Below are 24,984 nucleotides of genomic sequence, written 5' to 3'. Positions count from 1 at the left end.
GGTAAATTTGAGCGGACCAAGCCGCACGTCAACGTTGGTACGATTGGTCACGTTGACCACGGCAAGACGACGCTGACGGCAGCGATCACGACGGTTCTGACGAAGAAGTTCGGCGGCGAAGCGAAGGCTTACGACCAGATCGACGCGGCACCGGAAGAAAAGGCGCGCGGTATCACGATCAACACGGCACACGTCGAGTACGAAACGGCTAACCGCCACTACGCACACGTCGACTGCCCGGGCCACGCTGACTATGTGAAGAACATGATCACGGGCGCGGCGCAGATGGACGGCGCGATCCTGGTTTGCTCGGCAGCAGACGGCCCGATGCCGCAAACGCGTGAGCACATCCTGCTGGCGCGTCAGGTTGGCGTTCCGTACATCATCGTGTTCCTGAACAAGTGCGACATGGTGGACGACGCTGAACTGCTCGAGCTGGTCGAGATGGAAGTTCGCGAACTCCTGTCGAAGTACGACTTCCCGGGCGACGACACGCCGATCGTGAAGGGTTCGGCCAAGCTGGCGCTGGAAGGCGACACGGGCGAGCTGGGCGAAGTGGCGATCATGAACCTGGCAGACGCACTGGACACGTACATCCCGACGCCGGAGCGTGCAGTTGACGGCGCGTTCCTGATGCCGGTGGAAGACGTGTTCTCGATCTCGGGCCGTGGTACGGTTGTGACGGGTCGTGTCGAGCGCGGCATCGTGAAGGTCGGCGAAGAAATCGAAATCGTCGGTATCAAGCCGACGGTGAAGACGACCTGCACGGGCGTTGAAATGTTCCGCAAGCTGCTGGACCAAGGTCAGGCGGGCGACAACGTTGGTATCCTGCTGCGCGGCACGAAGCGTGAAGACGTGGAGCGTGGCCAGGTTCTGGCGAAGCCGGGTTCGATCACGCCGCACACGCACTTCACGGCTGAAGTGTACGTGCTGAGCAAGGACGAGGGCGGCCGTCACACGCCGTTCTTCAACAACTACCGTCCGCAGTTCTACTTCCGTACGACGGACGTGACGGGCTCGATCGAGCTGCCGAAGGACAAGGAAATGGTGATGCCGGGCGACAACGTGTCGATCACGGTGAAGCTGATCGCTCCGATCGCGATGGAAGAAGGTCTGCGCTTCGCAATCCGCGAAGGTGGCCGTACCGTCGGCGCCGGCGTCGTCGCCAAGATCATCGAGTAAGCCAGTTATTCGTTGATCGACAGTTTTGGGGCTGGCAGCAGCCGGTCCCAACATGGTTTAGGGGTATAGCTCAACTGGCAGAGCGTCGGTCTCCAAAACCGAAGGTTGGGGGTTCGATTCCCTCTGCCCCTGCCAAAAATCGCCACGTGCCACACGTGGCATTTGTTTTAAGGTGTTATGGCGAATCCATCCGTCGAAACTGTAAATACCTCCGGCGATAAGCTGATGCTGGCCCTGGGCGTATTGTTGGTCTTGGCCGGATTCGTGGGCTTCTTCTGGCTGGCCAACCAGCAGTGGTATGTCCGCGGTGCCGCATTGGCGGTAGGTATCATCGCCGGCGTGGCCGTCGGACTGATGTCCGCACCTGGCAAGAGCCTCATCGCATTTGCCAAGGATTCGTACAAGGAAGTCCGCAAGGTCGTTTGGCCCACCCGCAAGGAAGCAACGCAAACCACACTCGTCGTGTTCGGTTTCGTGCTCGTGATGGCGATTTTCCTCTGGTTGAGTGACAAATCGATCGAATGGGTGATTTTCTCGGCGATTCTGGGTTGGAAATGATATGAGCGATACTCCGGCATCCCCGAGCGGAAAGCGTTGGTACGTCGTGCACGCCTACTCCGGTATGGAGAAGAGCGTGCAACGTGCGCTTCAGGAGCGTATCGAACGTGCTGGCATGCAGGACAAATTTGGTCAGATCCTGGTTCCGACCGAGGAAGTGGTCGAAGTAAAGGGTGGTCACAAGGCTGTGACCGAGCGTCGTTTCTTCCCCGGCTACGTGCTGGTGGAAATGGAAATGACGGACGAAACGTGGCACCTCGTGAAGAACACGGCAAAGGTCACCGGTTTCGTCGGCGGTGCGCGTAACCGCCCGACTCCGATTTCCCCGAAGGAAGTCGAAAAAATCATGTCGCAGATGCAGGAAGGCGTTGAGAAACCGCGCCCGAAGACCCTGTTCGAAGTTGGCGAGATGGTGCGTGTCAAGGAAGGTCCTTTCACGGACTTCAACGGCACGGTCGAAGAGGTCAACTACGAAAAATCGCGCGTGCGTGTGTCGGTCACCATCTTTGGCCGCTCCACCCCGGTCGAACTCGAGTTCGGTCAGGTCGAAAAAGTTTGATCCCGATTCGGTGGGCAGCCTCGGCTGCCCACCTTCGCGCTTACGGTCCGCGTTATGACTGTTGAGGAGCGTCAGTAGCCTGCGGCGAAAGCGCGTTATCACTCACCGAACGTCGTCTGACGTTCCAACGAGGTTTTCAAATGGCAAAGAAGATTGTCGGCTTTATCAAGCTGCAGATCCCTGCAGGTAAAGCCAACCCGTCGCCGCCGGTCGGTCCGGCACTGGGCCAGCGCGGCCTGAACATCATGGAGTTCTGCAAGGCGTTCAACGCGCAGACTCAAGGCATGGAGCCGGGTCTGCCGGTGCCGGTGGTCATCACGGCATTCGCTGACAAGAGCTTCACGTTCGTGATGAAGACGCCGCCGGCAACCGTCCTGATCAAGAAGGCGGCGAAGGTGGACAAGGGCTCGAGCAAGCCGCACACCGACAAGGTCGGTTCGATCACGCGCGCTCAAGCCGAAGAAATCGCGAAGACCAAGATGCCGGACCTTACGGCAGCTGATCTGGACGCAGCCGTTCGCACCATCGCTGGTAGCGCACGCTCGATGGGCATCACTGTGGAGGGCGTGTAAATGGCTAAGATCTCCAAGCGCCGTCAGGCATTTGCTGCCAAGGTCGACCGTCAGAAGCTGTACGCGATCGAAGACGCACTGGCACTCGTGAAGGAATGTGCGAGCGCGAAGTTCAACGAGTCGATCGACGTCGCAGTTCAACTCGGCATCGATGCAAAGAAGTCGGACCAGGTCGTTCGTGGTTCGGTCGTTCTTCCGGCAGGTACGGGCAAGTCGGTTCGCGTTGCCGTGTTCGCGCAAGGCGAGAAGGCTGAGCAGGCTCGTGCAGCAGGCGCGGAAATCGTCGGTATGGAAGACCTGGCTGAGCAGATCAAGGCTGGCCAGATGGACTTCGACATCGTGATCGCTTCGCCGGACACGATGCGTATCGTCGGTACGCTCGGTCAGATCCTTGGCCCGCGCGGCCTGATGCCGAACCCGAAGGTCGGTACGGTCACGCCGGACGTTGCGACTGCAGTCAAGAACGCGAAGGCCGGTCAGGTGCAATTCCGTGTCGACAAGGCCGGTATCATCCACGCGACCATCGGCCGTGCATCGTTCGAATCGACCGCGCTGCGTTCGAACCTGTCGGCGCTGATCGAAGCGCTGCAGAAGGCGAAGCCGGCAACGAGCAAGGGCGTCTACCTGCGCAAGATCGCACTGTCGAGCACGATGGGCGTCGGCGTGCGTGTCGACCAGGCTACGCTGGCAGCACAGTAAGCAAGTATTCGGGCTGCTTCGTTCGCGAAGCGGCCTACATGGGCTTTGGGCGGTTGTTCGCGCAGTAGGGCGGGCAACCGGTTATCAAAGACCGTTGGTGGGGCGCAGCAGGCAGGCGATCCCTTAATTCAAGCCAACGCAGATGGCGAACCCGAAAAAGTTTTGCAGTGGTGAAGCCGCAGGTCGTGAAGCGATTCACGGCGTGAGGTGGAAATACTCCTAACGAGGTCGGACGCCGTTGTTGAACGAGGTACGTGAGGTTTCGTGTCATACCGGCATGCCGAACGTATCGTTTCTGGAGGCTAACCGTGCCGCTTAATAGAGAAGACAAGCAAGCCGTCGTCGCTGAGGTTTCCGCGCAAGTCGCGAAGGCTCAGACCGTTGTGCTGGCTGAGTATCGTGGAATTGCGGTTGGCGATCTGACCAAGCTGCGCGCGAAAGCGCGTGAGCAACAGGTTTACCTGCGCGTGTTGAAGAACACGCTGGCGCGTCGCGCTGTTGAAGGTACGCCGTTTGCTCCGCTGGCAGAGCAGATGACTGGTCCGCTGATCTACGGCATCTCGGAAGATGCAATTGCTGCTGCTAAGGTCGTTAACGACTTCAGCAAGAGCAATGACAAGTTGGTCATCAAGGCTGGTTCGTTCGATGGCAAGGTGATGGACAAGGCTGGCGTGCAAGCGCTGGCAAGCATCCCGAGCCGCGAAGAACTGCTCTCGAAGCTGCTGTTCGTTATGCAATCGCCTGTTTCGGGCTTCGCGCGTGCTCTGGCCGCGCTGGCCGAGAAGAAGCAAGCGGAAGCTGCGTAAGCGAACGTGCATCAGCGTTACTGATCGCTGGCTGTATCCGAATTCAATTTAGGAGTATTTCAAATGGCAATCGCAAAAGAAGACATCCTGGCAGCAGTCGAAGGGATGACCGTTCTGGAACTGAACGAACTGGTCAAGGCGTTCGAAGAGAAGTTTGGCGTGTCGGCAGCTGCAGTTGCAGTCGCTGGCCCGGCAGGCGGCGGCGCAGCTGCTGCAGCAGAAGAGAAGACCGAATTCACGGTCGTCCTGGCTGAAGCAGGCAGCAACAAGGTTGCAGTCATCAAGGCAGTTCGCGAACTGACGGGCCTGGGCCTGAAGGAAGCGAAGGACGTCGTTGACGGCGCACCGAAGGCTGTCAAGGAAGGCGTCGACAAGGCTGCTGCTGAAGAAGCCAAGAAGAAGCTGGAAGAAGCAGGCGCGAAGGTCGAAGTCAAGTAAGTTTCGACGCGCTGTGCGAAGGCTGGCGGTATTTTCACCGCCGGCCTTTTTGTGCTTTGTGGGGACGTTATTCTGGCACTCTTTTGGGAGCCCGAATAATCGGCCCCAGAGGCCAAAGAAAACCGCCAAATCGTTGTCAGTGGTCACGATTGGCGTTTCTCTTTGTCTTCTGAAGCGACTGCAGAAGGCAAGTTTGGTCGGGTAGCGGGCAACACAGGCATCCGCTGCCGTCAGCCAGCGGTTGGTAGCGGCCAACCACCAAGCTTCTCGGCTCGTTCAAGCCATCGGGCGGCCATCGGGTCTCAGTCGGTGAACACTCGGGTTTGAAACGTCCAGGTATCCCGCCTCGACAGCACCCGCCGTGATTCGGAGATCGTATGCAATATTCCTTCACCGAGAAGAAGCGCATTCGCAAGAGTTTCGCGAAGCGCCCCATCGTTCACCAAGTTCCGTTCTTGCTGGCTACCCAGCTTGAATCATTCAGCACGTTTCTGCAAGCTGATGTGCCGGCCACGCAACGCAAGCCTGAAGGTTTGCAGGCCGCATTCACATCGGTATTTCCCATTGTTTCGCACAACGGTTTCGCGCGCCTCGAGTTCGTGAGCTATGCGTTGTCCGCGCCGGCATTCAACATCAAGGAATGCCAGCAGCGCGGCCTGACGTACTGTTCCGCACTGCGCGCGAAGGTCCGCCTCGTCATCCTCGACAAGGAATCGCCGAACAAGCCGGTCGTCAAGGAAGTGAAAGAGCAGGAAGTGTACATGGGCGAAATGCCGCTCATGACGCCGACGGGTTCGTTCGTCATCAACGGCACCGAGCGTGTCATCGTCTCGCAGCTGCACCGCTCGCCGGGCGTGTTCTTCGAACACGACAAGGGCAAGACGCACAGCTCCGGCAAGCTGCTGTTCTCGGCACGGATCATTCCGTACCGCGGCTCGTGGCTCGACTTCGAATTCGATCCGAAGGACATCCTGTACTTCCGTGTCGACCGTCGCCGCAAGATGCCGGTCACGATCCTGCTGAAGGCCATCGGCCTCACGCCGGAGCAGATCCTCGCGAACTTCTTCGTCTTCGACAACTTCACGCTGATGGACGAAGGCGCGCAACTCGAGTTCGTGCCCGAGCGCCTGCGTGGTGAAGTCGCGCGTTTCGACATCACGGATCGTGATGGCAAGGTCATCGTCCAGAAGGACAAGCGGATCAACGCGAAGCACATTCGCGACCTCGAAGCCGCGAAGACCAAGTTCATCTCGGTGCCGGAAGACTATCTGCTCGGCCGCGTGCTGGCGAAGAACGTCGTCGACGGCGACACCGGCGAAGTGATCGCGAGCGCGAACGACGAAGTCACGGAAAGCGTGCTCGAGAAGCTGCGCGAAGCGGGCATCAAGGACATCCAGACGCTCTACACGAACGATCTGGACCAGGGTCCGTACATCTCGTCGACGCTGCGTGTCGACGAAACGACCGACAAGACGGCCGCGCGCATTGCGATCTACCGCATGATGCGTCCGGGCGAGCCGCCGACCGAAGAAGCGGTCGAGGCGCTGTTCAATCGTCTGTTCTACAGCGAAGAAGCGTACGACCTGTCGAAGGTCGGCCGTATGAAGTTCAACCGCCGCGTCAGCCGTGACGAGATCACCGGCCCGATGACGCTGCAGGACGACGACATTCTCGCGACGATCAAGATCCTCGTCGAGCTGCGCAACGGCAAGGGCGAAGTGGACGATATCGACCACCTCGGCAACCGTCGTGTGCGTTGCGTCGGCGAACTGGCGGAAAACCAGTTCCGCGCGGGTCTCGTGCGTGTCGAGCGCGCGGTCAAGGAACGCCTCGGCCAGGCCGAAAGCGAAAACCTGATGCCGCACGACCTGATCAACTCGAAGCCGATTTCGTCGGCAATCCGCGAGTTCTTCGGTTCGTCGCAGCTGTCGCAGTTCATGGACCAGACCAACCCGCTGTCGGAAATCACGCACAAGCGTCGCGTTTCCGCACTGGGCCCGGGCGGTCTGACGCGCGAACGCGCAGGCTTTGAAGTGCGTGACGTGCACCCGACCCACTACGGCCGCGTGTGCCCGATCGAAACGCCGGAAGGTCCGAACATCGGCCTGATCAACTCGCTCGCACTGTACGCGCACCTGAACGAGTACGGCTTCCTCGAGACGCCGTACCGCAAGGTCGTGGACAGCAAGGTGACCGACCAGATCGATTACCTGTCGGCGATCGAAGAAGGCCGCTACATGATCGCTCAGGCCAACGCCGCGATCGACGAGAACGGCCAGCTGATCGACGAACTCGTGTCGTCGCGTGAAGCCGGCGAAACGATGATGGTCACGCCAGACCGTATCCAGTACATGGACGTCGCGCCGTCGCAGATCGTGTCGGTTGCAGCTTCGCTGATTCCGTTCCTCGAGCACGACGACGCGAACCGTGCACTGATGGGTTCGAACATGCAGCGTCAGGCCGTGCCGTGTCTGCGTCCGGAGAAGCCGGTGGTCGGTACGGGCATCGAGCGTACCTGCGCGGTCGACTCGGGCACGACGGTTCAGGCGTTCCGTGGCGGCGTCGTCGACTATGTCGACGCAGGCCGTATCGTGATTCGCGTGAACGACGACGAAGCAGTCGCGGGTGAAGTCGGTGTCGACATCTACAACCTGATCAAGTACACGCGTTCGAACCAGAACACGAACATCAACCAGCGTCCGATCGTGAAGATGGGCGACAAGGTCTCACGCGGCGACGTGCTGGCCGACGGCGCCTCGACGGACCTGGGCGAGCTCGCGCTCGGCCAGAACATGCTGATCGCGTTCATGCCGTGGAACGGCTACAACTTCGAGGATTCGATCCTGATCTCGGAGAAGGTCGTGGCCGACGATCGTTATACGTCGATCCACATCGAAGAGCTGAACGTCGTTGCACGCGACACGAAGCTTGGGCCGGAAGAAATCACGCGCGACATCTCGAACCTGGCGGAAGTCCAGCTCGGCCGTCTCGACGAATCGGGCATCGTGTACATCGGTGCCGAAGTCGAAGCGGGCGACGTGCTGGTCGGCAAGGTCACGCCGAAGGGCGAAACCCAGCTGACGCCGGAAGAGAAGCTGCTGCGCGCGATCTTCGGCGAGAAGGCTTCGGACGTGAAGGACACGTCGCTGCGCGTGCCGTCGGGCATGAACGGCACCGTGATCGACGTCCAGGTGTTCACGCGTGAAGGCATCCAGCGCGACAAGCGTGCGCAACAGATCATCGACGACGAACTGAAGCGCTACCGTCTCGACCTGAACGACCAGTTGCGCATCGTGGAAGGCGACGCGTTCCAGCGTCTCGCACGCATGCTGGTGGGCAAGGTCGCGAACGGCGGTCCGAAGAAGCTCGCGAAGGGCACGAAGATCGACCAGGCTTACCTGGAAGACCTCGACCACTACCACTGGTTCGACATCCGCCTGGCGGAAGACGAAGCGGCGGCGCAGCTCGAAGCGATCAAGAACTCGATCGAAGAGAAGCGTCACCAGTTCGACCTCGCGTTCGAAGAGAAGCGCAAGAAGCTCACGCAAGGCGACGAACTGCCGCCGGGCGTGCTGAAGATGGTCAAGGTGTACCTCGCGGTGAAGCGTCGTCTGCAGCCTGGCGACAAGATGGCAGGCCGTCACGGTAACAAGGGTGTCGTGTCGAAGATCGTTCCGATCGAAGACATGCCGTACATGGCCGATGGCCGTCCGGCAGACGTCGTGCTGAACCCGCTGGGCGTTCCGTCGCGGATGAACGTGGGTCAGGTTCTGGAAGTGCACCTCGGCTGGGCCGCGAAGGGCCTCGGCTGGCGTATCGGCGAAATGCTGCAGCGTCAGGCGAAGATCGAGGAACTGCGCGTATTCCTGACGAAGATCTATAACGATTCGGGCCGTAAGGAAGATCTGGAAAGCTTCAGCGACGACGAGATCCTCGAACTCGCGAAGAATCTGCGCGAAGGCGTGCCGTTCGCGACGCCGGTGTTCGACGGTGCGACCGAGGAAGAAATGGGCAAGATGCTCGACCTCGCGTTCCCGGACGAGATCGCCGAACAGCTCGGCATGAACCCGTCGAAGAACCAGGTCCGCCTGTACGACGGCCGCACGGGTGAAATGTTCGAACGTCGCGTGACGCTTGGCTACATGCACTACCTGAAACTGCACCACTTGGTCGACGACAAGATGCACGCGCGTTCGACCGGCCCGTACTCGCTCGTCACGCAGCAGCCGCTGGGTGGTAAGGCGCAGTTCGGTGGCCAGCGTTTCGGTGAAATGGAAGTGTGGGCACTTGAAGCGTATGGCGCGTCCTACGTGCTGCAGGAAATGCTGACGGTGAAGTCGGACGACGTGAATGGCCGGACCAAGGTTTATGAAAACCTCGTCAAGGGCGATCACGTGATCGATGCAGGCATGCCGGAATCCTTCAACGTGCTCGTGAAGGAAATCCGCTCGCTCGGTATCGATATCGATCTCGACCGCAATTAATCGGACTACGGAGAGAAGGCAATGAAAGCTCTGCTCGATCTATTCAAGCAAGTCCAACAGGAAGAAGTTTTCGACGCGATCAAGATCGGTCTGGCCTCGCCGGACAAGATCCGTTCGTGGTCGTTCGGCGAAGTGAAGAAGCCGGAGACCATCAACTACCGTACGTTCAAACCGGAACGCGATGGTCTGTTCTGCGCGAAGATCTTCGGGCCGATCAAGGACTACGAGTGCCTGTGCGGCAAGTACAAGCGCCTGAAGCACCGCGGCGTGATCTGCGAGAAGTGCGGCGTCGAAGTGACGCTGGCGAAGGTGCGTCGCGAACGCATGGGCCACATCGAACTGGCCTCGCCGGTCGCGCACATCTGGTTCCTGAAGTCGCTGCCGTCGCGTCTGGGCATGGTGCTCGACATGACGCTGCGCGACATCGAGCGCGTGCTGTACTTCGAAGCATACGTGGTGATCGAACCGGGCATGACGCCGCTGAAGGCGCGGCAGATCATGACCGAAGAGGATTACTACAACAAGGTCGAGGAATACGGCGACGAATTCCGTGCCGAAATGGGCGCGGAAGGCGTGCGTGAACTGCTGCGCGCGATCAACATCGACGAGCAGGTCGAGACGCTGCGCACCGAGCTGAAGAACACCGGCTCGGAAGCGAAGATCAAGAAGTACGCGAAGCGCCTGAAGGTCCTCGAGGCATTCCAGCGCTCGGGCATCAAGCCCGAGTGGATGATCCTCGAAGTGCTGCCGGTGCTGCCGCCGGAACTGCGCCCGCTCGTGCCGCTGGATGGCGGCCGTTTCGCGACGTCGGACCTGAACGACCTGTATCGCCGCGTGATCAACCGTAACAACCGGTTGAAGCGTCTGCTCGAGCTGAAGGCGCCTGAAATCATCGTCCGCAATGAAAAGCGGATGCTGCAGGAAGCCGTCGACTCGCTGCTCGACAACGGTCGTCGCGGCAAGGCGATGACGGGCGCGAACAAGCGTCCGCTGAAGTCGCTCGCCGACATGATCAAGGGTAAGGGCGGTCGTTTCCGTCAGAACCTGCTGGGCAAGCGCGTCGACTACTCGGGCCGTTCGGTCATCGTGGTCGGCCCGACGCTGAAGCTGCACCAGTGCGGTCTGCCGAAGCTGATGGCGCTCGAACTGTTCAAGCCGTTCATCTTCAACAAGCTGGAAGTGATGGGCGTCGCGACGACCATCAAGGCTGCGAAGAAGGAGGTCGAGAACCAGACGCCGGTGGTGTGGGACATCCTCGAAGAGGTGATCCGCGAGCACCCGGTGATGCTGAACCGCGCGCCGACGCTGCACCGTCTCGGTATCCAGGCGTTCGAGCCGGTGCTGATCGAAGGCAAGGCAATTCAGCTGCACCCGCTCGTTTGCGCGGCGTTCAACGCCGACTTCGACGGTGACCAGATGGCCGTTCACGTGCCGCTGTCGCTCGAAGCGCAGATGGAAGCGCGCACGCTGATGCTCGCGTCGAACAACGTGCTGTTCCCGGCCAACGGCGATCCGTCGATCGTGCCGTCGCAGGATATCGTGCTGGGTCTGTACTACGCGACCCGCGAAGCGATCAACGGCAAGGGCGAAGGTCTGTCGTTCACCGGCGTGTCGGAAGTGATCCGTGCGTACGAGAACAAGGAAGTCGAGCTGGCATCGCGCGTCAACGTGCGGATCACCGAAATGGTCCGCAACGAAGACACGTCGGAAGGCGCGCCGGAATTCGTGCCGAAGATCTCGCTGTACGCGACGACCGTCGGTCGCGCGATTCTGTCGGAGATCCTGCCGCACGGTCTGCCGTTCTCGGTGCTGAACAAGCCGCTGAAGAAGAAGGAAATCTCGCGCCTGATCAACACCGCATTCCGCAAGTGCGGTCTGCGTGCGACGGTCGTGTTCGCCGACCAGTTGATGCAGTCGGGTTTCCGTCTCGCGACGCGCGCCGGTATTTCGATCTGCGTGGACGACATGCTGGTGCCGCCGCAGAAGGAAACGATTGTCGGCGACGCCGCAAAGAAGGTGAAGGAGTACGACCGCCAGTACATGTCGGGTCTCGTCACCGCGCAGGAACGCTACAACAACGTGGTCGACATCTGGTCGGCAACGTCGGAAGCGGTCGGCAAGGCGATGATGGAGCAGCTGTCGACGGAGCCGGTGACGGACCGCGACGGCAACGAGACGCGCCAGGAGTCGTTCAACTCGATCTACATGATGGCCGACTCGGGCGCCCGGGGCTCCGCGGTGCAGATTCGTCAGCTGGCCGGTATGCGAGGCCTGATGGCGAAGCCGGACGGCTCGATTATCGAGACGCCGATTACCGCGAACTTCCGCGAAGGCCTGAACGTGTTGCAGTACTTCATCTCGACCCACGGTGCACGTAAGGGTCTGGCTGATACGGCACTGAAGACCGCGAACTCGGGTTACCTGACGCGTCGTCTCGTCGACGTCACGCAGGATCTGGTGGTGGTCGAGGACGATTGCGGCACGTCGAACGGCGTCGCGATGAAGGCGCTGGTCGAAGGCGGTGAAGTCGTCGAAGCGCTGCGCGACCGTATCCTCGGCCGCGTCGCGGTCGCGGACGTCGTGAATCCGGAAACGCAGGAAACGCTGTACGAATCGGGCACGCTGCTCGACGAAACGGCGGTCGAGGAAATCGAACGCCTCGGCATCGACGAAGTGCGCGTGCGCACGCCGCTGACCTGCGAAACGCGTTACGGTCTGTGCGCGTCGTGCTACGGCCGTGACCTCGGCCGCGGCTCGCTCGTGAACGTCGGCGAAGCAGTCGGCGTGATCGCGGCACAGTCGATCGGTGAACCGGGCACGCAGCTGACGATGCGTACGTTCCACATCGGTGGTGCGGCATCGCGTGCGGCAGTGGCGTCGTCGGTCGAAGCGAAGAGCAACGGTATCGTGCGTTTCACGGCGACGATGCGTTACGTCACGAACGCGAAGGGCGAGCAGATCGTCATTTCGCGTTCGGGCGAAGCGCTGATCACCGACGATATCGGCCGCGAGCGCGAACGTCACAAAATCCCGTACGGCGCGACGCTGCTGCAGCTTGACGGCGCAACGATCAAGGCTGGTACGCAGCTGGCGACGTGGGACCCGATGACGCGTCCGATCATCACCGAGTACGGTGGTACGGTGAAGTTCGAGAACGTCGAGGAAGGCGTGACCGTCGCGAAGCAGATCGACGACGTGACCGGCCTGTCGACGCTGGTCGTGATCGACGTGAAGCGTCGTGGTTCGCAAGCCTCGAAGAGCGTGCGTCCGCAGGTGAAACTGCTCGACGCGAACGGCGACGAAGTGAAGATCCCGGGCACCGAGCACGCAGTGCAGATCGGCTTCCAGGTCGGCGCGCTGATCACCGTGAAGGACGGCCAGCAGGTGCAGGTGGGTGAAGTGCTCGCACGTATCCCGACCGAAGCGCAGAAGACGCGTGACATTACCGGCGGTCTGCCGCGGGTGGCGGAACTGTTCGAAGCGCGTTCACCGAAGGATGCCGGCATTCTCGCGGAAGTCACCGGTACGACGTCGTTCGGCAAGGACACGAAGGGCAAGCAGCGTCTCGTCATCACGGACCTCGAAGGCAATCAGCACGAGTTCCTGATCGCGAAGGAAAAGCAGGTTCTGGTCCACGATGCTCAGGTCGTCAACAAGGGCGAAATGATCGTGGACGGTCCGGCCGATCCGCACGACATCCTGCGTCTGCAGGGTATCGAGGCGCTGTCGCGCTACATCGTCGACGAAGTGCAGGACGTGTACCGTCTGCAGGGCGTGAAGATCAACGACAAGCACATCGAGGTGATCGTTCGCCAGATGCTGCGTCGTGTGCAGATCACCGACAACGGCGATACGCGCTTCATCCCGGGCGAACAGGTCGAGCGTTCCGACATGCTGGACGAGAACGATCGCATGATCGCCGAGGGCAAGCGCCCGGCTTCGTACGACAACGTGCTGCTCGGTATCACGAAGGCATCGCTGTCGACCGACTCGTTCATCTCCGCGGCATCGTTCCAGGAAACGACCCGCGTGCTGACCGAAGCGGCGATCATGGGCAAGCGCGACGATCTGCGTGGCCTGAAGGAAAACGTGATCGTCGGCCGTCTGATCCCGGCCGGTACGGGTCTCGCGTTCCACAAGGCGCGCAAGGCGAAGGAAATGTCCGACCGCGAGCGTTTCGATCAGATCGCAGCGGAAGAGGCATTCGACTTCGGTACGCCGAGCACGCCGGCAGAAGAGCCGCAACACCCGGCAGCCGAGTAAGCACGGGCGGCGTGGGCCGCCTTGCTATCTCGCTGTCACCGAAACCGCCCGGTTCCGCCGGGCGGTTTTTTTTTATCCGTCGTTTACGCGCATGACGGGCTTGTCGCACGGTTGCTGCAGGACCGTCATGCGCGCGCACGACCCCTGTCCGATTGGCCAACATCGCACGATTCGCCGCGCGCCGCGCGAGCGGGTTGTTAAAATTACGGTCATCGTTCCGCCGTCCTCGTTCTCATTCATGTCCCGCGCCCTCGAAATCCTCGACGAAGTCTTTGGTTACTCCGCATTTCGCGGCCAGCAGGGGGAGATCGTCGAGCATGTCGCCGGCGGCGGCGATTGCCTCGTGCTGATGCCGACGGGCGGCGGCAAGTCGCTGTGCTACCAGATTCCGGCGCTGCTGCGCCGCGAGGCCGGGCAGGGCGCAGGCGTCGTCGTGTCGCCGCTGATCGCGCTGATGCAGGACCAGGTCGCTGCGCTCAGCGAAGTCGGCGTGCGCGCGGCTTACCTGAATTCGACGCTGTCGGGCGCTGAGGCCGCGGCAACCGAGCGGGCGCTGCGCGAAGGCGAGATCGACCTGTTGTACGTCGCGCCCGAGCGACTGATGACCGGGCGCTTTCTCGAACTGCTCGAGCGTGCGAAGATCGGCCTGTTCGCGATCGACGAGGCGCACTGCGTGTCGCAGTGGGGGCATGACTTCCGTCCCGAATACATCCAGTTGTCGGTACTGCACGAGCGTTTTCCGTCGGTGCCGCGGATTGCGTTGACGGCCACCGCGGACGCGATCACGCGCGACGAGATCATTCATCGTCTCGCGCTCGACGATGCGCGCGTGTTCGTTTCGAGTTTCGATCGGCCGAATATCCGCTACCGGATCGTCGAAAAGGACAACGCGCGGTCGCAGCTTCTCGATTTCATCCGGGCCGAGCACACGAACGCGGACGGCACCACCGACGCGGGCGTCGTGTACTGCCTGTCGCGCCGCAAGGTCGAGGAAACGGCCGAATGGCTGAAGGCACAGGGCGTGCGCGCGCTGCCGTATCACGCGGGAATGGAGTTCGAGGTGCGGCAGAAGCACCAGGAAATGTTCCAGCGCGAGGAAGGCATCGTGATGTGCGCGACGATTGCGTTCGGTATGGGCATCGACAAGCCCGACGTGCGTTTCGTCGCGCACCTCGATTTGCCGAAGAGCGTCGAGGGCTACTACCAGGAAACTGGCCGCGCGGGCCGCGACGGCATGCCGGCGAACGCATGGATGGCCTATGGCCTCGGCGACGTCGTCCAGCAGCGCAAGATGATCGACGAGTCCGATGCGGACGACGCGCATAAGCGCGTGCAGACGTCGAAGCTCGATGCGTTGCTCGGGCTGTGCGAGACGATCTCGTGCCGGCGTGTGCGGCTGCTGAACTATTTCGGCGAGGCGAGCCAGCCGTGTGGCAACTGCGACACCTGCATCGAGCCACCCGATTCCTGGGACGCGACGCGCGAGGCGCAGATGGCGTTGTCGTGCGTGTTTCGCGCGCAGCGTGCGAGCGGCTTCAATTTCGGCTCGAGCCATCTGATCGAAATCCTGCGCGGCGGCCGCACCGAGAAGGTGCTGCAGCGCGGTCACGACCAGCTCAGCACGTTCGGGATCGGCGCGTCGCTGTCCGAGCCCGAATGGCGCGCGATTTTCCGGCAACTCGTCGCGTACGGCTATCTGGCGGTCGACCACGGCGGTTTCGGCGCGCTCATGCTGACCGAGGCCGCGAAGCCGGTGCTGAAGAACGAGGAGAAGGTGACGCTGCGCCGCTACGTGAAGCCGCAGCGCACGCGCCAGTCGTCGAGCCGCAGCGGCACGCGCGTCGACCCGACGGCCGGCATGGGCACGCGCGAACGTGCCCGCTGGGACGCGCTGCGCGCCTGGCGTGCGGAAACCGCGAAGTCCGATGGCGTGCCGGCCTACGTGATCTTCCACGACGCGACGCTCGCCGAGATCGCGCGCAACGCGCCCGAGACCATCGACGACCTGCGTCACATTCCCGGCATGGGCGTACGCAAGCTCGAACGCTTCGGCGACGAGATCATCGACGTCGTCGAATCGGCATGACGCAGATGTTCCGACCCCTCCGGTAAACCGCCCGCGCGGCTGGCAAATCACGCAAGCCGTTGACTTAGTTGGTATTTCCGGAATATGATGTTGGGTTCCGGTATTCGGTGGGCCGAGTCGCGTTCGAAGGTTCGCACCCGATTCGCCGGTTCGGAAGTCAACTGTGCGCCGATTCTCGCTTTGCCCGAAATCGATGTGCAGATTTTGTTCAATTTCAGGAATAAACAATGCCAACCATCAACCAACTGGTTCGCAAAGGCCGTCAGTCGGAAACGACGAAGAGCAAGAGCCCGGCCCTGCAGGACTGCCCCCAGCGTCGCGGCGTGTGCACCCGTGTGTACACGACGACGCCGAAGAAGCCGAACTCGGCACTCCGTAAGGTCGCCAAGGTTCGTCTGACGAACGGCTTCGAAGTGATTTCGTACATCGGCGGTGAAGGCCACAACCTGCAGGAACACTCGGTTGTGCTGATCCGCGGCGGCCGTGTGAAGGACTTGCCGGGTGTGCGTTACCACATGGTTCGCGGCTCGCTGGATACCCAGGGCGTCAAGGACCGTAAGCAAGCGCGCTCGAAGTACGGCGCGAAGCGTGCAAAGGCTGCCAAGTAAGCAGTTTTTGATCAGGGATCGCCGCAGGGCGGTCAAGGCGGGAGTGCCGGATTGCCGGTGCTGTCGAGTAAGTGGTCACCCGGCCAAGCTGGTTAGTCGTGAAGATGTGATCGGGTTTGTTGGTGGCCGCGGGGCTGAATACAGCTCCAACTGAACAGGTAAAGGAAGAATCATGCCGCGTCGTCGCGAAGTCCCCAAGCGGGAAGTGTTGCCGGATCCGAAGTTCGGCAACGTTGATGTAGCCAAGTTCATGAACATGCTGATGCTGTCCGGCAAGAAGTCGGTCGCAGAGCGCATCGTTTATGGCGCATTCGAACAAATCCAGACCAAGGGTGGCAAGGACCCGCTGGAAGTGTTCACCGTTGCGCTCAACAACGTGAAGCCGGTGGTCGAAGTGAAGAGCCGCCGCGTTGGTGGTGCCAACTATCAAGTTCCGGTCGAAGTGCGTCCGTCGCGTCGTATGGCATTGGCGATGCGCTGGCTGCGTGAGGCTGCGAAGAAGCGTAGCGAGAAGTCGATGGCTCTGCGCCTGGCAGGCGAACTCTCCGAAGCGGCTGAAGGCCGTGGCGGCGCGATGAAGAAGCGCGACGAAGTTCACCGCATGGCAGAAGCCAACCGCGCGTTCTCGCATTTCCGTTTCTAAGCGCCTGGCTGGGCTGTTTGCGGAAATAAATTCCGGGCGGGTGCGCTTTTCAGGCGCCTCGCCCGTTTGTGTTGAAGCACGATGCAGCTGGGCTGCATCGTGCCATCCCAGTAGAGGATCAAAGTGGCTCGCAAGACTCCTATCGAGCGCTACCGCAATATCGGTATTAGCGCTCACATCGACGCCGGCAAAACGACGACGACCGAGCGCATTCTGTTTTACACCGGTGTGAACCACAAGATCGGTGAAGTCCACGACGGCGCAGCAACGATGGACTGGATGGAGCAGGAGCAGGAGCGTGGCATCACGATCACGTCCGCTGCTACCACGGCCTTCTGGAAGGGCATGGGCGGCAACTATCCGGAACACCGCATCAACATCATCGACACCCCGGGTCACGTCGACTTCACGATTGAAGTGGAGCGTTCGATGCGCGTGCTCGACGGTGCGTGCATGGTGTATTGCGCAGTGGGTGGCGTGCAGCCGCAGTCGGAAACGGTGTGGCGCCAGGCTAACAAGTACAAGGTGCCCCGTCTCGCGTTCGTCAACAAGATGGACCGTACCGGCGCGAACTTCTTCAAGGTCTACGACCAGCTCCGTCTGCGCCTGAAGGCTAATCCGGTTCCGGTCGTGGTGCCGATCGGCGCGGAAGAAAACTTCAAGGGCGTCGTCGACCTGATCAAGATGAAGGCGATCATTTGGGACGAAGCGTCGCAAGGCACGAAGTTCGACTACGTCGACATCCCGGCCGAGCTCGCAGAGACCTGCAAGGAATGGCGCGAAAAGATGGTCGAAGTGGCTGCTGAAGCCAGTGAAGACCTGATGAACAAGTACCTGGAAGAAGGCGATCTGCCGGAAGCCGACATCGTCAAGGCGCTGCGCGACCGTACGATCGCGTGCGAAATCCAGCCGATGCTGTGCGGTACCGCGTTCAAGAACAAGGGCGTGCAGCGTATGCTCGACGCCGTGATCGACTTCCTGCCGTCGCCGGTCGACATTCCGCCGGTCAAGGGCGAACTCGAAAACGGTGAAGCAGCAGAGCGCAAGGCTTCGGACGACGAGAAGTTCTCGTCGCTCGCGTTCAAGATCATGACCGACCCGTTCGTCGGCCAACTGATCTTCTTCCGTGTGTACTCGGGCGTCGTCAACTCGGGCGATACGCTGCTGAACTCGACCAAGGGCAAGAAGGAACGCCTCGGCCGTATTCTGCAGATGCACGCGAACCAGCGTGAAGAAATCAAGGAAGTCCGTGCAGGCGACATCGCAGCTGCGGTCGGCTTGAAGGAAGCAACCACGGGCGACACGCTGTGCGACCCGGCGAACCCGATCGTTCTCGAGCGCATGGTGTTCCCGGAGCCGGTGATTTCGCAGGCTGTCGAGCCGAAGACCAAGGCTGACCAGGAAAAGATGGGCCTCGCGCTGAACCGTCTGGCGCAGGAAGACCCGTCGTTCCGCGTGCAGACCGACGAAGAGTCGGGCCAGACCATCATTTCGGGCATGGGCGAGCTCCACCTCGAAATTCTGGTCGACCGGATGAAGCGTGAATTCGGCGTGGAAGCGACCGTCGGCAAGCCGCAGGTTGCATACCGCGAAACGATCCGTTCGACGGCGAAGGACGTCGACGGCAAGTTCGTCAAGCAGTCGGGTGGTCGCGGCCAGTACGGTCACGCGGTCATCACGCTCGAGCCGAACGAACAAGGCAAGGGCTACGAGTTCTTCGACGAGATCAAGGGTGGTGTGATTCCGCGTGAATACATCCCGGCGGTCGACAAGGGTATCCAGGACACGCTGAAGTCGGGCGTGCTGGCCGGCTTCCCGGTCGTCGACGTGAAGGTTCACCTGACGTTCGGTTCGTACCACGACGTTGACTCGAACGAAAACGCGTTCCGCATGGCCGGTTCGATGGCGTTCAAGGAAGCGATGCGCAAGGCGAACCCGGTCGTCCTCGAGCCGATGATGGCTGTCGAAGTCGAGACGCCGGAAGACTACATGGGCAACGTGATGGGCGACCTGTCGGGCCGTCGCGGCATCGTCCAAGGCATGGAAGACATGGTTGGCGGCGGCAAGATCGTTCGCGCCGAAGTGCCGCTGTCGGAAATGTTCGGTTACTCGACGTCGCTGCGTTCGCTGACGCAAGGTCGTGCAACGTACACGATGGAGTTCAAGCACTACGCTGAAGCTCCGCGCAACGTTGCTGAAGCGATCATCAGCGCGAAGTCGAAGTAAATCTGTAGCTACCAACCGATATTTTTTGAAAGAAGAGAATCATGGCAAAAGGTAAATTTGAGCGGACCAAGCCGCACGTCAACGTTGGTACGATTGGTCACGTTGACCACGGCAAGACGACGCTGACGGCAGCGATCACGACGGTTCTGACGAAGAAGTTCGGCGGCGAAGCGAAGGCTTACGACCAGATCGACGCGGCACCGGAAGAAAAGGCGCGCGGTATCACGATCAACACGGCACACGTCGAGTACGAAACGGCTAACCGCCACTACGCACACGTCGACTGCCCGGGCCACGCTGACTATGTGAAGAACATGATCACGGGCGCGGCGCAGATGGACGGCGCGATCCTGGTTTGCTCGGCAGCAGACGGCCCGATGCCGCAAACGCGTGAGCACATCCTGCTGGCGCGTCAGGTTGGCGTTCCGTACATCATCGTGTTCCTGAACAAGTGCGACATGGTGGACGACGCTGAACTGCTCGAGCTGGTCGAGATGGAAGTTCGCGAACTCCTGTCGAAGTACGACTTCCCGGGCGACGACACGCCGATCGTGAAGGGTTCGGCCAAGCTGGCGCTGGAAGGCGACACGGGCGAGCTGGGCGAAGTGGCGATCATGAACCTGGCAGACGCACTGGACACGTACATCCCGACGCCGGAGCGTGCAGTTGACGGCGCGTTCCTGATGCCGGTGGAAGACGTGTTCTCGATCTCGGGCCGTGGTACGGTTGTGACGGGTCGTGTCGAGCGCGGCATCGTGAAGGTCGGCGAAGAAATCGAAATCGTCGGTATCAAGCCGACGGTGAAGACGACCTGCACGGGCGTTGAAATGTTCCGCAAGCTGCTGGACCAAGGTCAGGCGGGCGACAACGTTGGTATCCTGCTGCGCGGCACGAAGCGTGAAGACGTGGAGCGTGGCCAGGTTCTGGCGAAGCCGGGTTCGATCACGCCGCACACGCACTTCACGGCTGAAGTGTACGTGCTGAGCAAGGACGAGGGCGGCCGTCACACGCCGTTCTTCAACAACTACCGTCCGCAGTTCTACTTCCGTACGACGGACGTGACGGGCTCGATCGAGCTGCCGAAGGACAAGGAAATGGTGATGCCGGGCGACAACGTGTCGATCACGGTGAAGCTGATCGCTCCGATCGCGATGGAAGAAGGTCTGCGCTTCGCAATCCGCGAAGGTGGCCGTACCGTCGGCGCCGGCGTCGTCGCCAAGATCATCGAGTAATATCGACGATTCGTGGATCCCGCCGGGGTCCGCGATTCCGCGGTAGGCAGTTTTACCGTCGAAACCGGGTGTCCAGTTTGATCGGGCACCCGGTTTTGTTTTTGTTGTGCGCTGTGCGCACCTCGAGAAACCCGCACCACCACTCCGGATTTTCGTGTAGAATCGCGGGCTTAGCAGTGGAAGTGCCGTTCGGAATCTGGTGCCTCGCTCCCCGCGGGCAACCTGTTTCGCGTTCTTTTAGTGTCCGGCGATGCAACATCGCCTCGCTCTTTTCAAGGAATCGTCATGCAGCAACAGAAAATCCGCATTCGCCTGAAGGCTTTCGACTATCGTCTGATCGATCAATCGGCTGCCGAGATCGTCGATACCGCGAAGCGGACTGGCGCAATCGTCCGTGGCCCGGTGCCGCTGCCGACGCGCATTCAGCGTTTTGACATCCTGCGTTCGCCGCACGTCAACAAGACGTCGCGCGATCAGCTCGAAATCCGTACCCACCAGCGCTTGATGGACATCGTCGATCCGACCGACAAGACGGTTGACGCGCTGATGAAGCTCGATCTGCCGGCTGGCGTCGACGTGGAAATCAAGCTGCAGTAAGGCTTTGGGCGTCAGCCGGTTTCCCGAGTGGCGCTAAGTCTTTGTATTGCTTGCGGAAATCGAGAAGTCGGGCTATACTGCTTGGCTTTTCGTGCATTCGCGAAAAAAAGTTGGGCCTTGCGTGCCCGGCATTTTGTAAATCAGCCCCGACCAATCGCAGTCGGGAATGGAGAAAATGATGAGCCTTGGACTCGTAGGTCGCAAGGTTGGCATGACCCGTATCTTCACGGCTGAAGGGGATTCGATTCCCGTCACCGTGCTGGACGTGTCGGACAACCGCGTGACGCAGATCAAGACTGTTGAAACCGACGGCTACACGGCCGTGCAGGTTGCATTCGGCTCCCGCCGCGCATCGCGCGTGACGAAGCCGCTGGCAGGTCATCTCGCCAAAGCCGGTGTCGAAGCCGGTGAAATCCTCAAGGAATTCCGCATTGACGCGGCCAAGGCAGCCGAGCTGTCGAATGGCGCCGTGGTCGGTGCTGATCTTTTCGAAGTGGGCCAGAAGGTCGACGTGCAGGGCGTGTCGATCGGTAAGGGCTACGCCGGTACGATCAAGCGTTACAACTTCTCCTCGGGTCGTGCTACCCACGGTAACTCGCGCTCGCACAACGTGCCGGGCTCGATCGGTATGGCGCAGGATCCGGGTCGTGTTTTCCCGGGTAAGCGCATGACGGGTCACCTCGGTGACGTTACGGTGACGGTGCAGAACCTCGAAATCGCTCGTATCGACGCAGAGCGCAAGCTGCTGCTCGTCAAGGGTGCGATTCCGGGCGCGAAGGGCGGCAAGGTTTTCGTGACGCCGGCCGTCAAGACCAAGGGGGCGAAATAATGGAACTCAAGCTCCTGAACGAAAATGGTCAGGAAGGTGCAGTGGTCAACGCGTCGGACGTCGTGTTCGGTCGTGACTACAACGAAGCGCTGATCCACCAGGTCGTCGTTGCGTACCAGGCGAATGCTCGCCAGGGTAACCGCGCACAGAAGGACCGCGAGCAAGTCAAGCACACCACCAAGAAGCCGTGGCGTCAGAAGGGTACGGGCCGCGCTCGTGCCGGTATGTCGTCGAGCCCGTTGTGGCGTGGCGGTGGTCGTATCTTCCCGAACTCGCCGGAAGAAAACTTCTCGCACAAGGTCAACAAGAAGATGCATCGCGCAGGTCTCTGCTCGATCTTCTCGCAGCTGGCCCGTGAAGGCCGTCTGTCGGTCGTCGAGGACATCATCCTCGAAGCGCCGAAGACCAAGCTGCTGGCCGACAAATTCAAGACCATGGGTCTCGACTCCGTTCTGATCATCACGGATACGGTCGACGAGAACCTGTACCTGGCTTCGCGCAACCTGCCGCACGTGGCGATTGTCGAGCCGCGCTACGCTGACCCGCTGTCGCTGATCTACTTCAAGAAAGTGCTGGTCACGAAGGCTGCGGTCGCCCAGATCGAGGAGTTGCTGTCATGAGCGAGATTCGCAAGAACGATCATCGTTTGATGCAGGTCCTGCTCGCGCCGGTGATTTCGGAAAAGGCGACGCTGGTTGCCGACAAGAACGAGCAAGTCGTGTTCGAAGTCGCACCGGATGCCACGAAGCAGGAAGTGAAGGCGGCTGTCGAGCTGCTGTTCAAGGTTGAAGTTGATTCGGTCAACGTGCTGGTTCAGAAGGGCAAGCAAAAGCGCTTCGGCCGTTCGATGGGCCGCCGTAAGGACGTGAAGAAGGCGTACGTTTGCCTGAAGCCCGGCCAGGAAATCAACTTTGAAGCGGAGGCCAAGTAATCATGGCAATCGTTAAAGTTAAACCGACTTCGCCGGGTCGCCGCGCGATGGTCAAGGTGGTCAACAAGAACCTGCACCAGGGCAAGCCGTTCGCGGCACTGCTCGACTCGCAGAGCTCGACCGCCGGCCGTAACAACAACGGCCGTATCACCACGCGTCACAAGGGTGGTGGTCACAAGCAGCACTATCGTATCGTCGATTTCCGTCGTACGAAGGATGGCATCCCGGCAAAGGTCGAACGTCTCGAGTACGACCCGAACCGTAGCGCGAACATCGCGCTGGTGCTCTACGCAGACGGCGAGCGTCGCTACATCATCGCCCCGAAGGGCCTGACGGTCGGCCAACAGCTGATGTCGGGTTCGGAAGCGCCGATCCGTGCAGGCAACACGCTGCCGATCCGCAACATTCCGGTCGGTACGACGATCCACTGCATCGAGATGCTGCCGGGCAAGGGCGCGCAAATGGCGCGTTCGGCTGGCACGTCGGCCATGCTGCTGGCGCGTGAAGGCGTCTACGCGCAGGTTCGTCTGCGTTCGGGCGAAATCCGTCGCGTGCACATCGAGTGCCGTGCAACGATCGGTGAAGTTGGCAACGAAGAGCATAGCCTGCGCCAGATCGGCAAGGCTGGCGCGAACCGCTGGCGCGGTATCCGCCCGACGGTGCGCGGCGTTGCGATGAACCCGGTTGATCACCCGCACGGTGGTGGTGAGGGCAAGACGGCTGCAGGTCGCGACCCGGTAAGCCCGTGGGGTACGCCGGCTAAGGGTTACCGCACCCGCAGCAACAAGCGCACGACGACGATGATCGTCCAGCGCCGTCACAAGCGTTAAGGAGTAGGCAATGGCACGTTCTGTTAAAAAAGGTCCGTTCTGCGACGCCCATTTGCTGAAGAAAGTTGAGGCGGCTGCAGCTTCGCGCGACAAAAAGCCGATCAAGACCTGGTCGCGTCGCTCGACGATTCTGCCGGATTTCATCGGCCTGACGATCGCTGTTCATAACGGCCGTCAACACGTTCCGGTGTACATCTCGGAAAACATGGTCGGCCACAAGCTTGGCGAGTTCGCACTGACCCGTACGTTCAAGGGTCACGCAGCCGACAAGAAGGCCAAGAAATAAGGGGCAATCAAGATGGAAGTGAAAGCAATTCATCGCGGTGCCCGCATCTCGGCGCAAAAAACGCGCCTTGTGGCTGACCAGATCCGCGGTTTGCCGGTCGACAAGGCGCTGAACGTTCTGACGTTCTCGCCGAAGAAGGCGGCTGGCATCGTGAAGAAGGTTGTGCTGTCGGCAATCGCGAATGCGGAGCACAACGAAGGCGCTGATATCGACGAGCTCAAGATCAAGAGCATCTACGTCGACAAGGCTGCATCGCTCAAGCGTTTCACCGCGCGCGCCAAAGGCCGCGGTAACCGCATCGAGAAGCAATCCTGTCACATCACTGTGACGGTCGGGAATTAAGGAGCCATACGATGGGACAGAAAATTCATCCGACTGGCTTCCGCCTGGCTGTCAGCCGTAATTGGGCTTCGCGTTGGTACGCGAACAACAACAATTTCGCGGCGATGCTGCAGGAAGACATCGGTGTTCGTGAATACCTGAAGAAGAAGCTGAAGAACGCTTCGGTCGGTCGGGTCGTCATCGAGCGTCCGGCGAAGAACGCGCGTATCACGATTTACAGCTCGCGTCCGGGTGTGGTCATCGGCAAGAAGGGCGAGGATATCGAACAGCTGAAGACGGAACTGCAACGCCGCATGGGCGTGCCGGTTCACGTCAACATCGAAGAAATCCGCAAGCCGGAAACCGATGCTCAACTGATCGCTGACTCGATCACGCAACAGCTCGAGCGTCGGATCATGTTCCGTCGCGCGATGAAGCGTGCGATGCAGAACGCGATGCGTCTGGGTGCCCAAGGCATCAAGATCATGAGCGCAGGCCGTCTGAACGGTATCGAAATCGCTCGTACGGAGTGGTATCGCGAAGGTCGCGTGCCCCTTCATACGCTGCGTGCCGATATCGACTACGCGACTTCGGAAGCGAAGACGACCTACGGCATCATCGGCGTCAAGGTGTGGGTTTACAAGGGCGACACGCTCGGCCGCAATGACGCGCCGGTGGTCGAAGAAGTAGCCGAAGACAAGCGTCCGCGTCGCAATGCGCGTCCGGGCGACCGTCGTCCGCGCCGTGATGGCGAAGGCGGCGCTCCGGGTGCTCGTCGTGGCGCACCGCGCCGCGGCGCCGGCAAGCCGGAAGACGGCAAGACTGGAGAATAAC

The 24,984-nt window shown here is 60.8% G+C and carries 22 protein-coding genes and 1 tRNA gene; all 23 read left to right on the top strand.

The genetic code is table 11. The features are described 5' to 3' along the window. Nucleotides 1-1,182 (top strand): elongation factor Tu (gene tuf / locus DIE13_RS20015; RefSeq protein ID WP_260435063.1); only part of this gene is annotated, 1,182 nt, incomplete at its 5' end. 59 nt (nt 1,183-1,241) lie between these two features. Then, a tRNA-Trp gene (locus DIE13_RS20010) sits at nt 1,242-1,317 on the top strand. A 42-nt stretch (nt 1,318-1,359) separates the two neighbouring features. Beyond that, on the top strand, nt 1,360-1,740 hold the full coding sequence (gene secE / locus DIE13_RS20005) for a preprotein translocase subunit SecE (protein WP_006482892.1): 381 nt from the start codon (nt 1,360-1,362) through the stop codon (nt 1,738-1,740). Nucleotide 1,741: 1 nt separating this feature from the next. Next, a complete protein-coding gene (nusG, locus tag DIE13_RS20000; RefSeq protein ID WP_006400672.1) occupies nt 1,742-2,299 on the top strand; it encodes a transcription termination/antitermination protein NusG in 558 nt (185 codons plus the stop codon). A 140-nt stretch (nt 2,300-2,439) separates the two neighbouring features. Further along, complete coding sequence (gene rplK, locus DIE13_RS19995; RefSeq protein ID WP_006753591.1) at nt 2,440-2,871, top strand: 50S ribosomal protein L11; 432 nt, start codon at nt 2,440-2,442, stop codon at nt 2,869-2,871. Next, on the top strand, nt 2,872-3,570 hold the full coding sequence (rplA, locus tag DIE13_RS19990) for a 50S ribosomal protein L1 (RefSeq protein WP_017333534.1): 699 nt from the start codon (nt 2,872-2,874) through the stop codon (nt 3,568-3,570). It abuts the gene before it with no gap. A 308-nt stretch (nt 3,571-3,878) separates the two neighbouring features. Continuing rightward, on the top strand, nt 3,879-4,376 hold the full coding sequence (rplJ, locus tag DIE13_RS19985) for a 50S ribosomal protein L10 (RefSeq protein WP_021161756.1): 498 nt from the start codon (nt 3,879-3,881) through the stop codon (nt 4,374-4,376). 63 nt (nt 4,377-4,439) lie between these two features. Then, nucleotides 4,440-4,814, top strand: coding sequence for a 50S ribosomal protein L7/L12 (rplL, locus tag DIE13_RS19980; protein WP_021161757.1), 375 nt, complete (start codon nt 4,440-4,442; stop codon nt 4,812-4,814). Nucleotides 4,815-5,191: 377 nt separating this feature from the next. Then, a complete protein-coding gene (gene rpoB, locus DIE13_RS19975) occupies nt 5,192-9,298 on the top strand; it encodes a DNA-directed RNA polymerase subunit beta (protein WP_124828708.1) in 4,107 nt (1,368 codons plus the stop codon). Between the two features lie 21 nt (nt 9,299-9,319). Further along, complete coding sequence (rpoC, locus tag DIE13_RS19970; protein WP_124828707.1) at nt 9,320-13,561, top strand: DNA-directed RNA polymerase subunit beta'; 4,242 nt, start codon at nt 9,320-9,322, stop codon at nt 13,559-13,561. 238 nt (nt 13,562-13,799) lie between these two features. Continuing rightward, entirely contained in the window at nt 13,800-15,647 is a 1,848-nt protein-coding gene (recQ, locus tag DIE13_RS19965; RefSeq protein ID WP_124828706.1) for a DNA helicase RecQ, read from the top strand. 227 nt (nt 15,648-15,874) lie between these two features. Continuing rightward, a complete protein-coding gene (gene rpsL / locus DIE13_RS19955; protein WP_006400662.1) occupies nt 15,875-16,255 on the top strand; it encodes a 30S ribosomal protein S12 in 381 nt (126 codons plus the stop codon). 172 nt (nt 16,256-16,427) lie between these two features. Continuing rightward, complete coding sequence (gene rpsG / locus DIE13_RS19950) at nt 16,428-16,898, top strand: 30S ribosomal protein S7 (RefSeq protein ID WP_006477195.1); 471 nt, start codon at nt 16,428-16,430, stop codon at nt 16,896-16,898. A 123-nt stretch (nt 16,899-17,021) separates the two neighbouring features. Beyond that, nucleotides 17,022-19,124 (top strand): elongation factor G, encoded by a 2,103-nt coding sequence (fusA, locus tag DIE13_RS19945; RefSeq protein WP_124828704.1) that lies wholly within the window; start codon nt 17,022-17,024, stop codon nt 19,122-19,124. A gap of 41 nt (nt 19,125-19,165) precedes the next feature. Beyond that, nucleotides 19,166-20,356 (top strand): elongation factor Tu, encoded by a 1,191-nt coding sequence (tuf, locus tag DIE13_RS19940; RefSeq protein WP_017333531.1) that lies wholly within the window; start codon nt 19,166-19,168, stop codon nt 20,354-20,356. A 285-nt stretch (nt 20,357-20,641) separates the two neighbouring features. Next, nucleotides 20,642-20,953 (top strand): 30S ribosomal protein S10, encoded by a 312-nt coding sequence (rpsJ, locus tag DIE13_RS19935; protein WP_004199280.1) that lies wholly within the window; start codon nt 20,642-20,644, stop codon nt 20,951-20,953. Between the two features lie 178 nt (nt 20,954-21,131). Beyond that, a complete protein-coding gene (gene rplC, locus DIE13_RS19930) occupies nt 21,132-21,782 on the top strand; it encodes a 50S ribosomal protein L3 (RefSeq protein ID WP_006752926.1) in 651 nt (216 codons plus the stop codon). Then, nucleotides 21,782-22,402 carry a 50S ribosomal protein L4 gene (gene rplD, locus DIE13_RS19925; protein ID WP_006477192.1) on the top strand — a complete coding sequence of 207 codons (621 nt, stop codon included), beginning with the start codon at nt 21,782-21,784 and terminating at the stop codon, nt 22,400-22,402. The genes rplC and rplD overlap by 1 nt, the downstream gene beginning before the upstream one ends. After that, entirely contained in the window at nt 22,399-22,713 is a 315-nt protein-coding gene (gene rplW / locus DIE13_RS19920) for a 50S ribosomal protein L23 (RefSeq protein WP_004199275.1), read from the top strand. The genes rplD and rplW overlap by 4 nt, the downstream gene beginning before the upstream one ends. 2 nt (nt 22,714-22,715) lie before the next feature. Then, nucleotides 22,716-23,543: a 50S ribosomal protein L2 gene (gene rplB, locus DIE13_RS19915; RefSeq protein ID WP_006482900.1), complete on the top strand. Its 828-nt coding sequence runs from the start codon at nt 22,716-22,718 to the stop codon at nt 23,541-23,543. 10 nt (nt 23,544-23,553) lie between these two features. Then, entirely contained in the window at nt 23,554-23,829 is a 276-nt protein-coding gene (gene rpsS, locus DIE13_RS19910; protein ID WP_004199273.1) for a 30S ribosomal protein S19, read from the top strand. A gap of 12 nt (nt 23,830-23,841) precedes the next feature. Continuing rightward, nucleotides 23,842-24,171, top strand: a complete 330-nt coding sequence (rplV, locus tag DIE13_RS19905) for a 50S ribosomal protein L22 (RefSeq protein ID WP_004199272.1) — start codon at nt 23,842-23,844, stop codon at nt 24,169-24,171. An 11-nt stretch (nt 24,172-24,182) separates the two neighbouring features. After that, a complete protein-coding gene (rpsC, locus tag DIE13_RS19900) occupies nt 24,183-24,983 on the top strand; it encodes a 30S ribosomal protein S3 (RefSeq protein WP_006482899.1) in 801 nt (266 codons plus the stop codon). Nucleotide 24,984 lies beyond the last annotated feature (1 nt).

Origin of the sequence: Burkholderia sp. Bp9016, assembly GCF_003857765.1 — a bacterium.
Taxonomy (GTDB): domain Bacteria; phylum Pseudomonadota; class Gammaproteobacteria; order Burkholderiales; family Burkholderiaceae; genus Burkholderia.
The sequence above is the reverse complement of the archived record's forward strand: the minus strand, read 5'-3'. Positions and strand labels throughout refer to the sequence as shown.

Bases quoted from the DNA above. Each gene is read 5' to 3' on its own strand.
- secE (WP_006482892.1), top strand. From the start codon at position 1,360: ATGGCGAATCCATCCGTCGAAACTGTAAATACCTCCGGCGATAAGCTG.
- nusG (WP_006400672.1), top strand. From the start codon at position 1,742: ATGAGCGATACTCCGGCATCCCCGAGCGGAAAGCGTTGGTACGTCGTG.
- rplK (WP_006753591.1), top strand. From the start codon at position 2,440: ATGGCAAAGAAGATTGTCGGCTTTATCAAGCTGCAGATCCCTGCAGGT.
- rplA (WP_017333534.1), top strand. From the start codon at position 2,872: ATGGCTAAGATCTCCAAGCGCCGTCAGGCATTTGCTGCCAAGGTCGAC.
- rplL (WP_021161757.1), top strand. From the start codon at position 4,440: ATGGCAATCGCAAAAGAAGACATCCTGGCAGCAGTCGAAGGGATGACC.
- rpoB (WP_124828708.1), top strand. From the start codon at position 5,192: ATGCAATATTCCTTCACCGAGAAGAAGCGCATTCGCAAGAGTTTCGCG.
- rpoC (WP_124828707.1), top strand. From the start codon at position 9,320: ATGAAAGCTCTGCTCGATCTATTCAAGCAAGTCCAACAGGAAGAAGTT.
- recQ (WP_124828706.1), top strand. From the start codon at position 13,800: ATGTCCCGCGCCCTCGAAATCCTCGACGAAGTCTTTGGTTACTCCGCA.
- rpsL (WP_006400662.1), top strand. From the start codon at position 15,875: ATGCCAACCATCAACCAACTGGTTCGCAAAGGCCGTCAGTCGGAAACG.
- rpsG (WP_006477195.1), top strand. From the start codon at position 16,428: ATGCCGCGTCGTCGCGAAGTCCCCAAGCGGGAAGTGTTGCCGGATCCG.
- tuf (WP_017333531.1), top strand. From the start codon at position 19,166: ATGGCAAAAGGTAAATTTGAGCGGACCAAGCCGCACGTCAACGTTGGT.
- rpsJ (WP_004199280.1), top strand. From the start codon at position 20,642: ATGCAGCAACAGAAAATCCGCATTCGCCTGAAGGCTTTCGACTATCGT.
- rplC (WP_006752926.1), top strand. From the start codon at position 21,132: ATGAGCCTTGGACTCGTAGGTCGCAAGGTTGGCATGACCCGTATCTTC.
- rplD (WP_006477192.1), top strand. From the start codon at position 21,782: ATGGAACTCAAGCTCCTGAACGAAAATGGTCAGGAAGGTGCAGTGGTC.
- rplW (WP_004199275.1), top strand. From the start codon at position 22,399: ATGAGCGAGATTCGCAAGAACGATCATCGTTTGATGCAGGTCCTGCTC.
- rplB (WP_006482900.1), top strand. From the start codon at position 22,716: ATGGCAATCGTTAAAGTTAAACCGACTTCGCCGGGTCGCCGCGCGATG.
- rpsS (WP_004199273.1), top strand. From the start codon at position 23,554: ATGGCACGTTCTGTTAAAAAAGGTCCGTTCTGCGACGCCCATTTGCTG.
- rplV (WP_004199272.1), top strand. From the start codon at position 23,842: ATGGAAGTGAAAGCAATTCATCGCGGTGCCCGCATCTCGGCGCAAAAA.
- rpsC (WP_006482899.1), top strand. From the start codon at position 24,183: ATGGGACAGAAAATTCATCCGACTGGCTTCCGCCTGGCTGTCAGCCGT.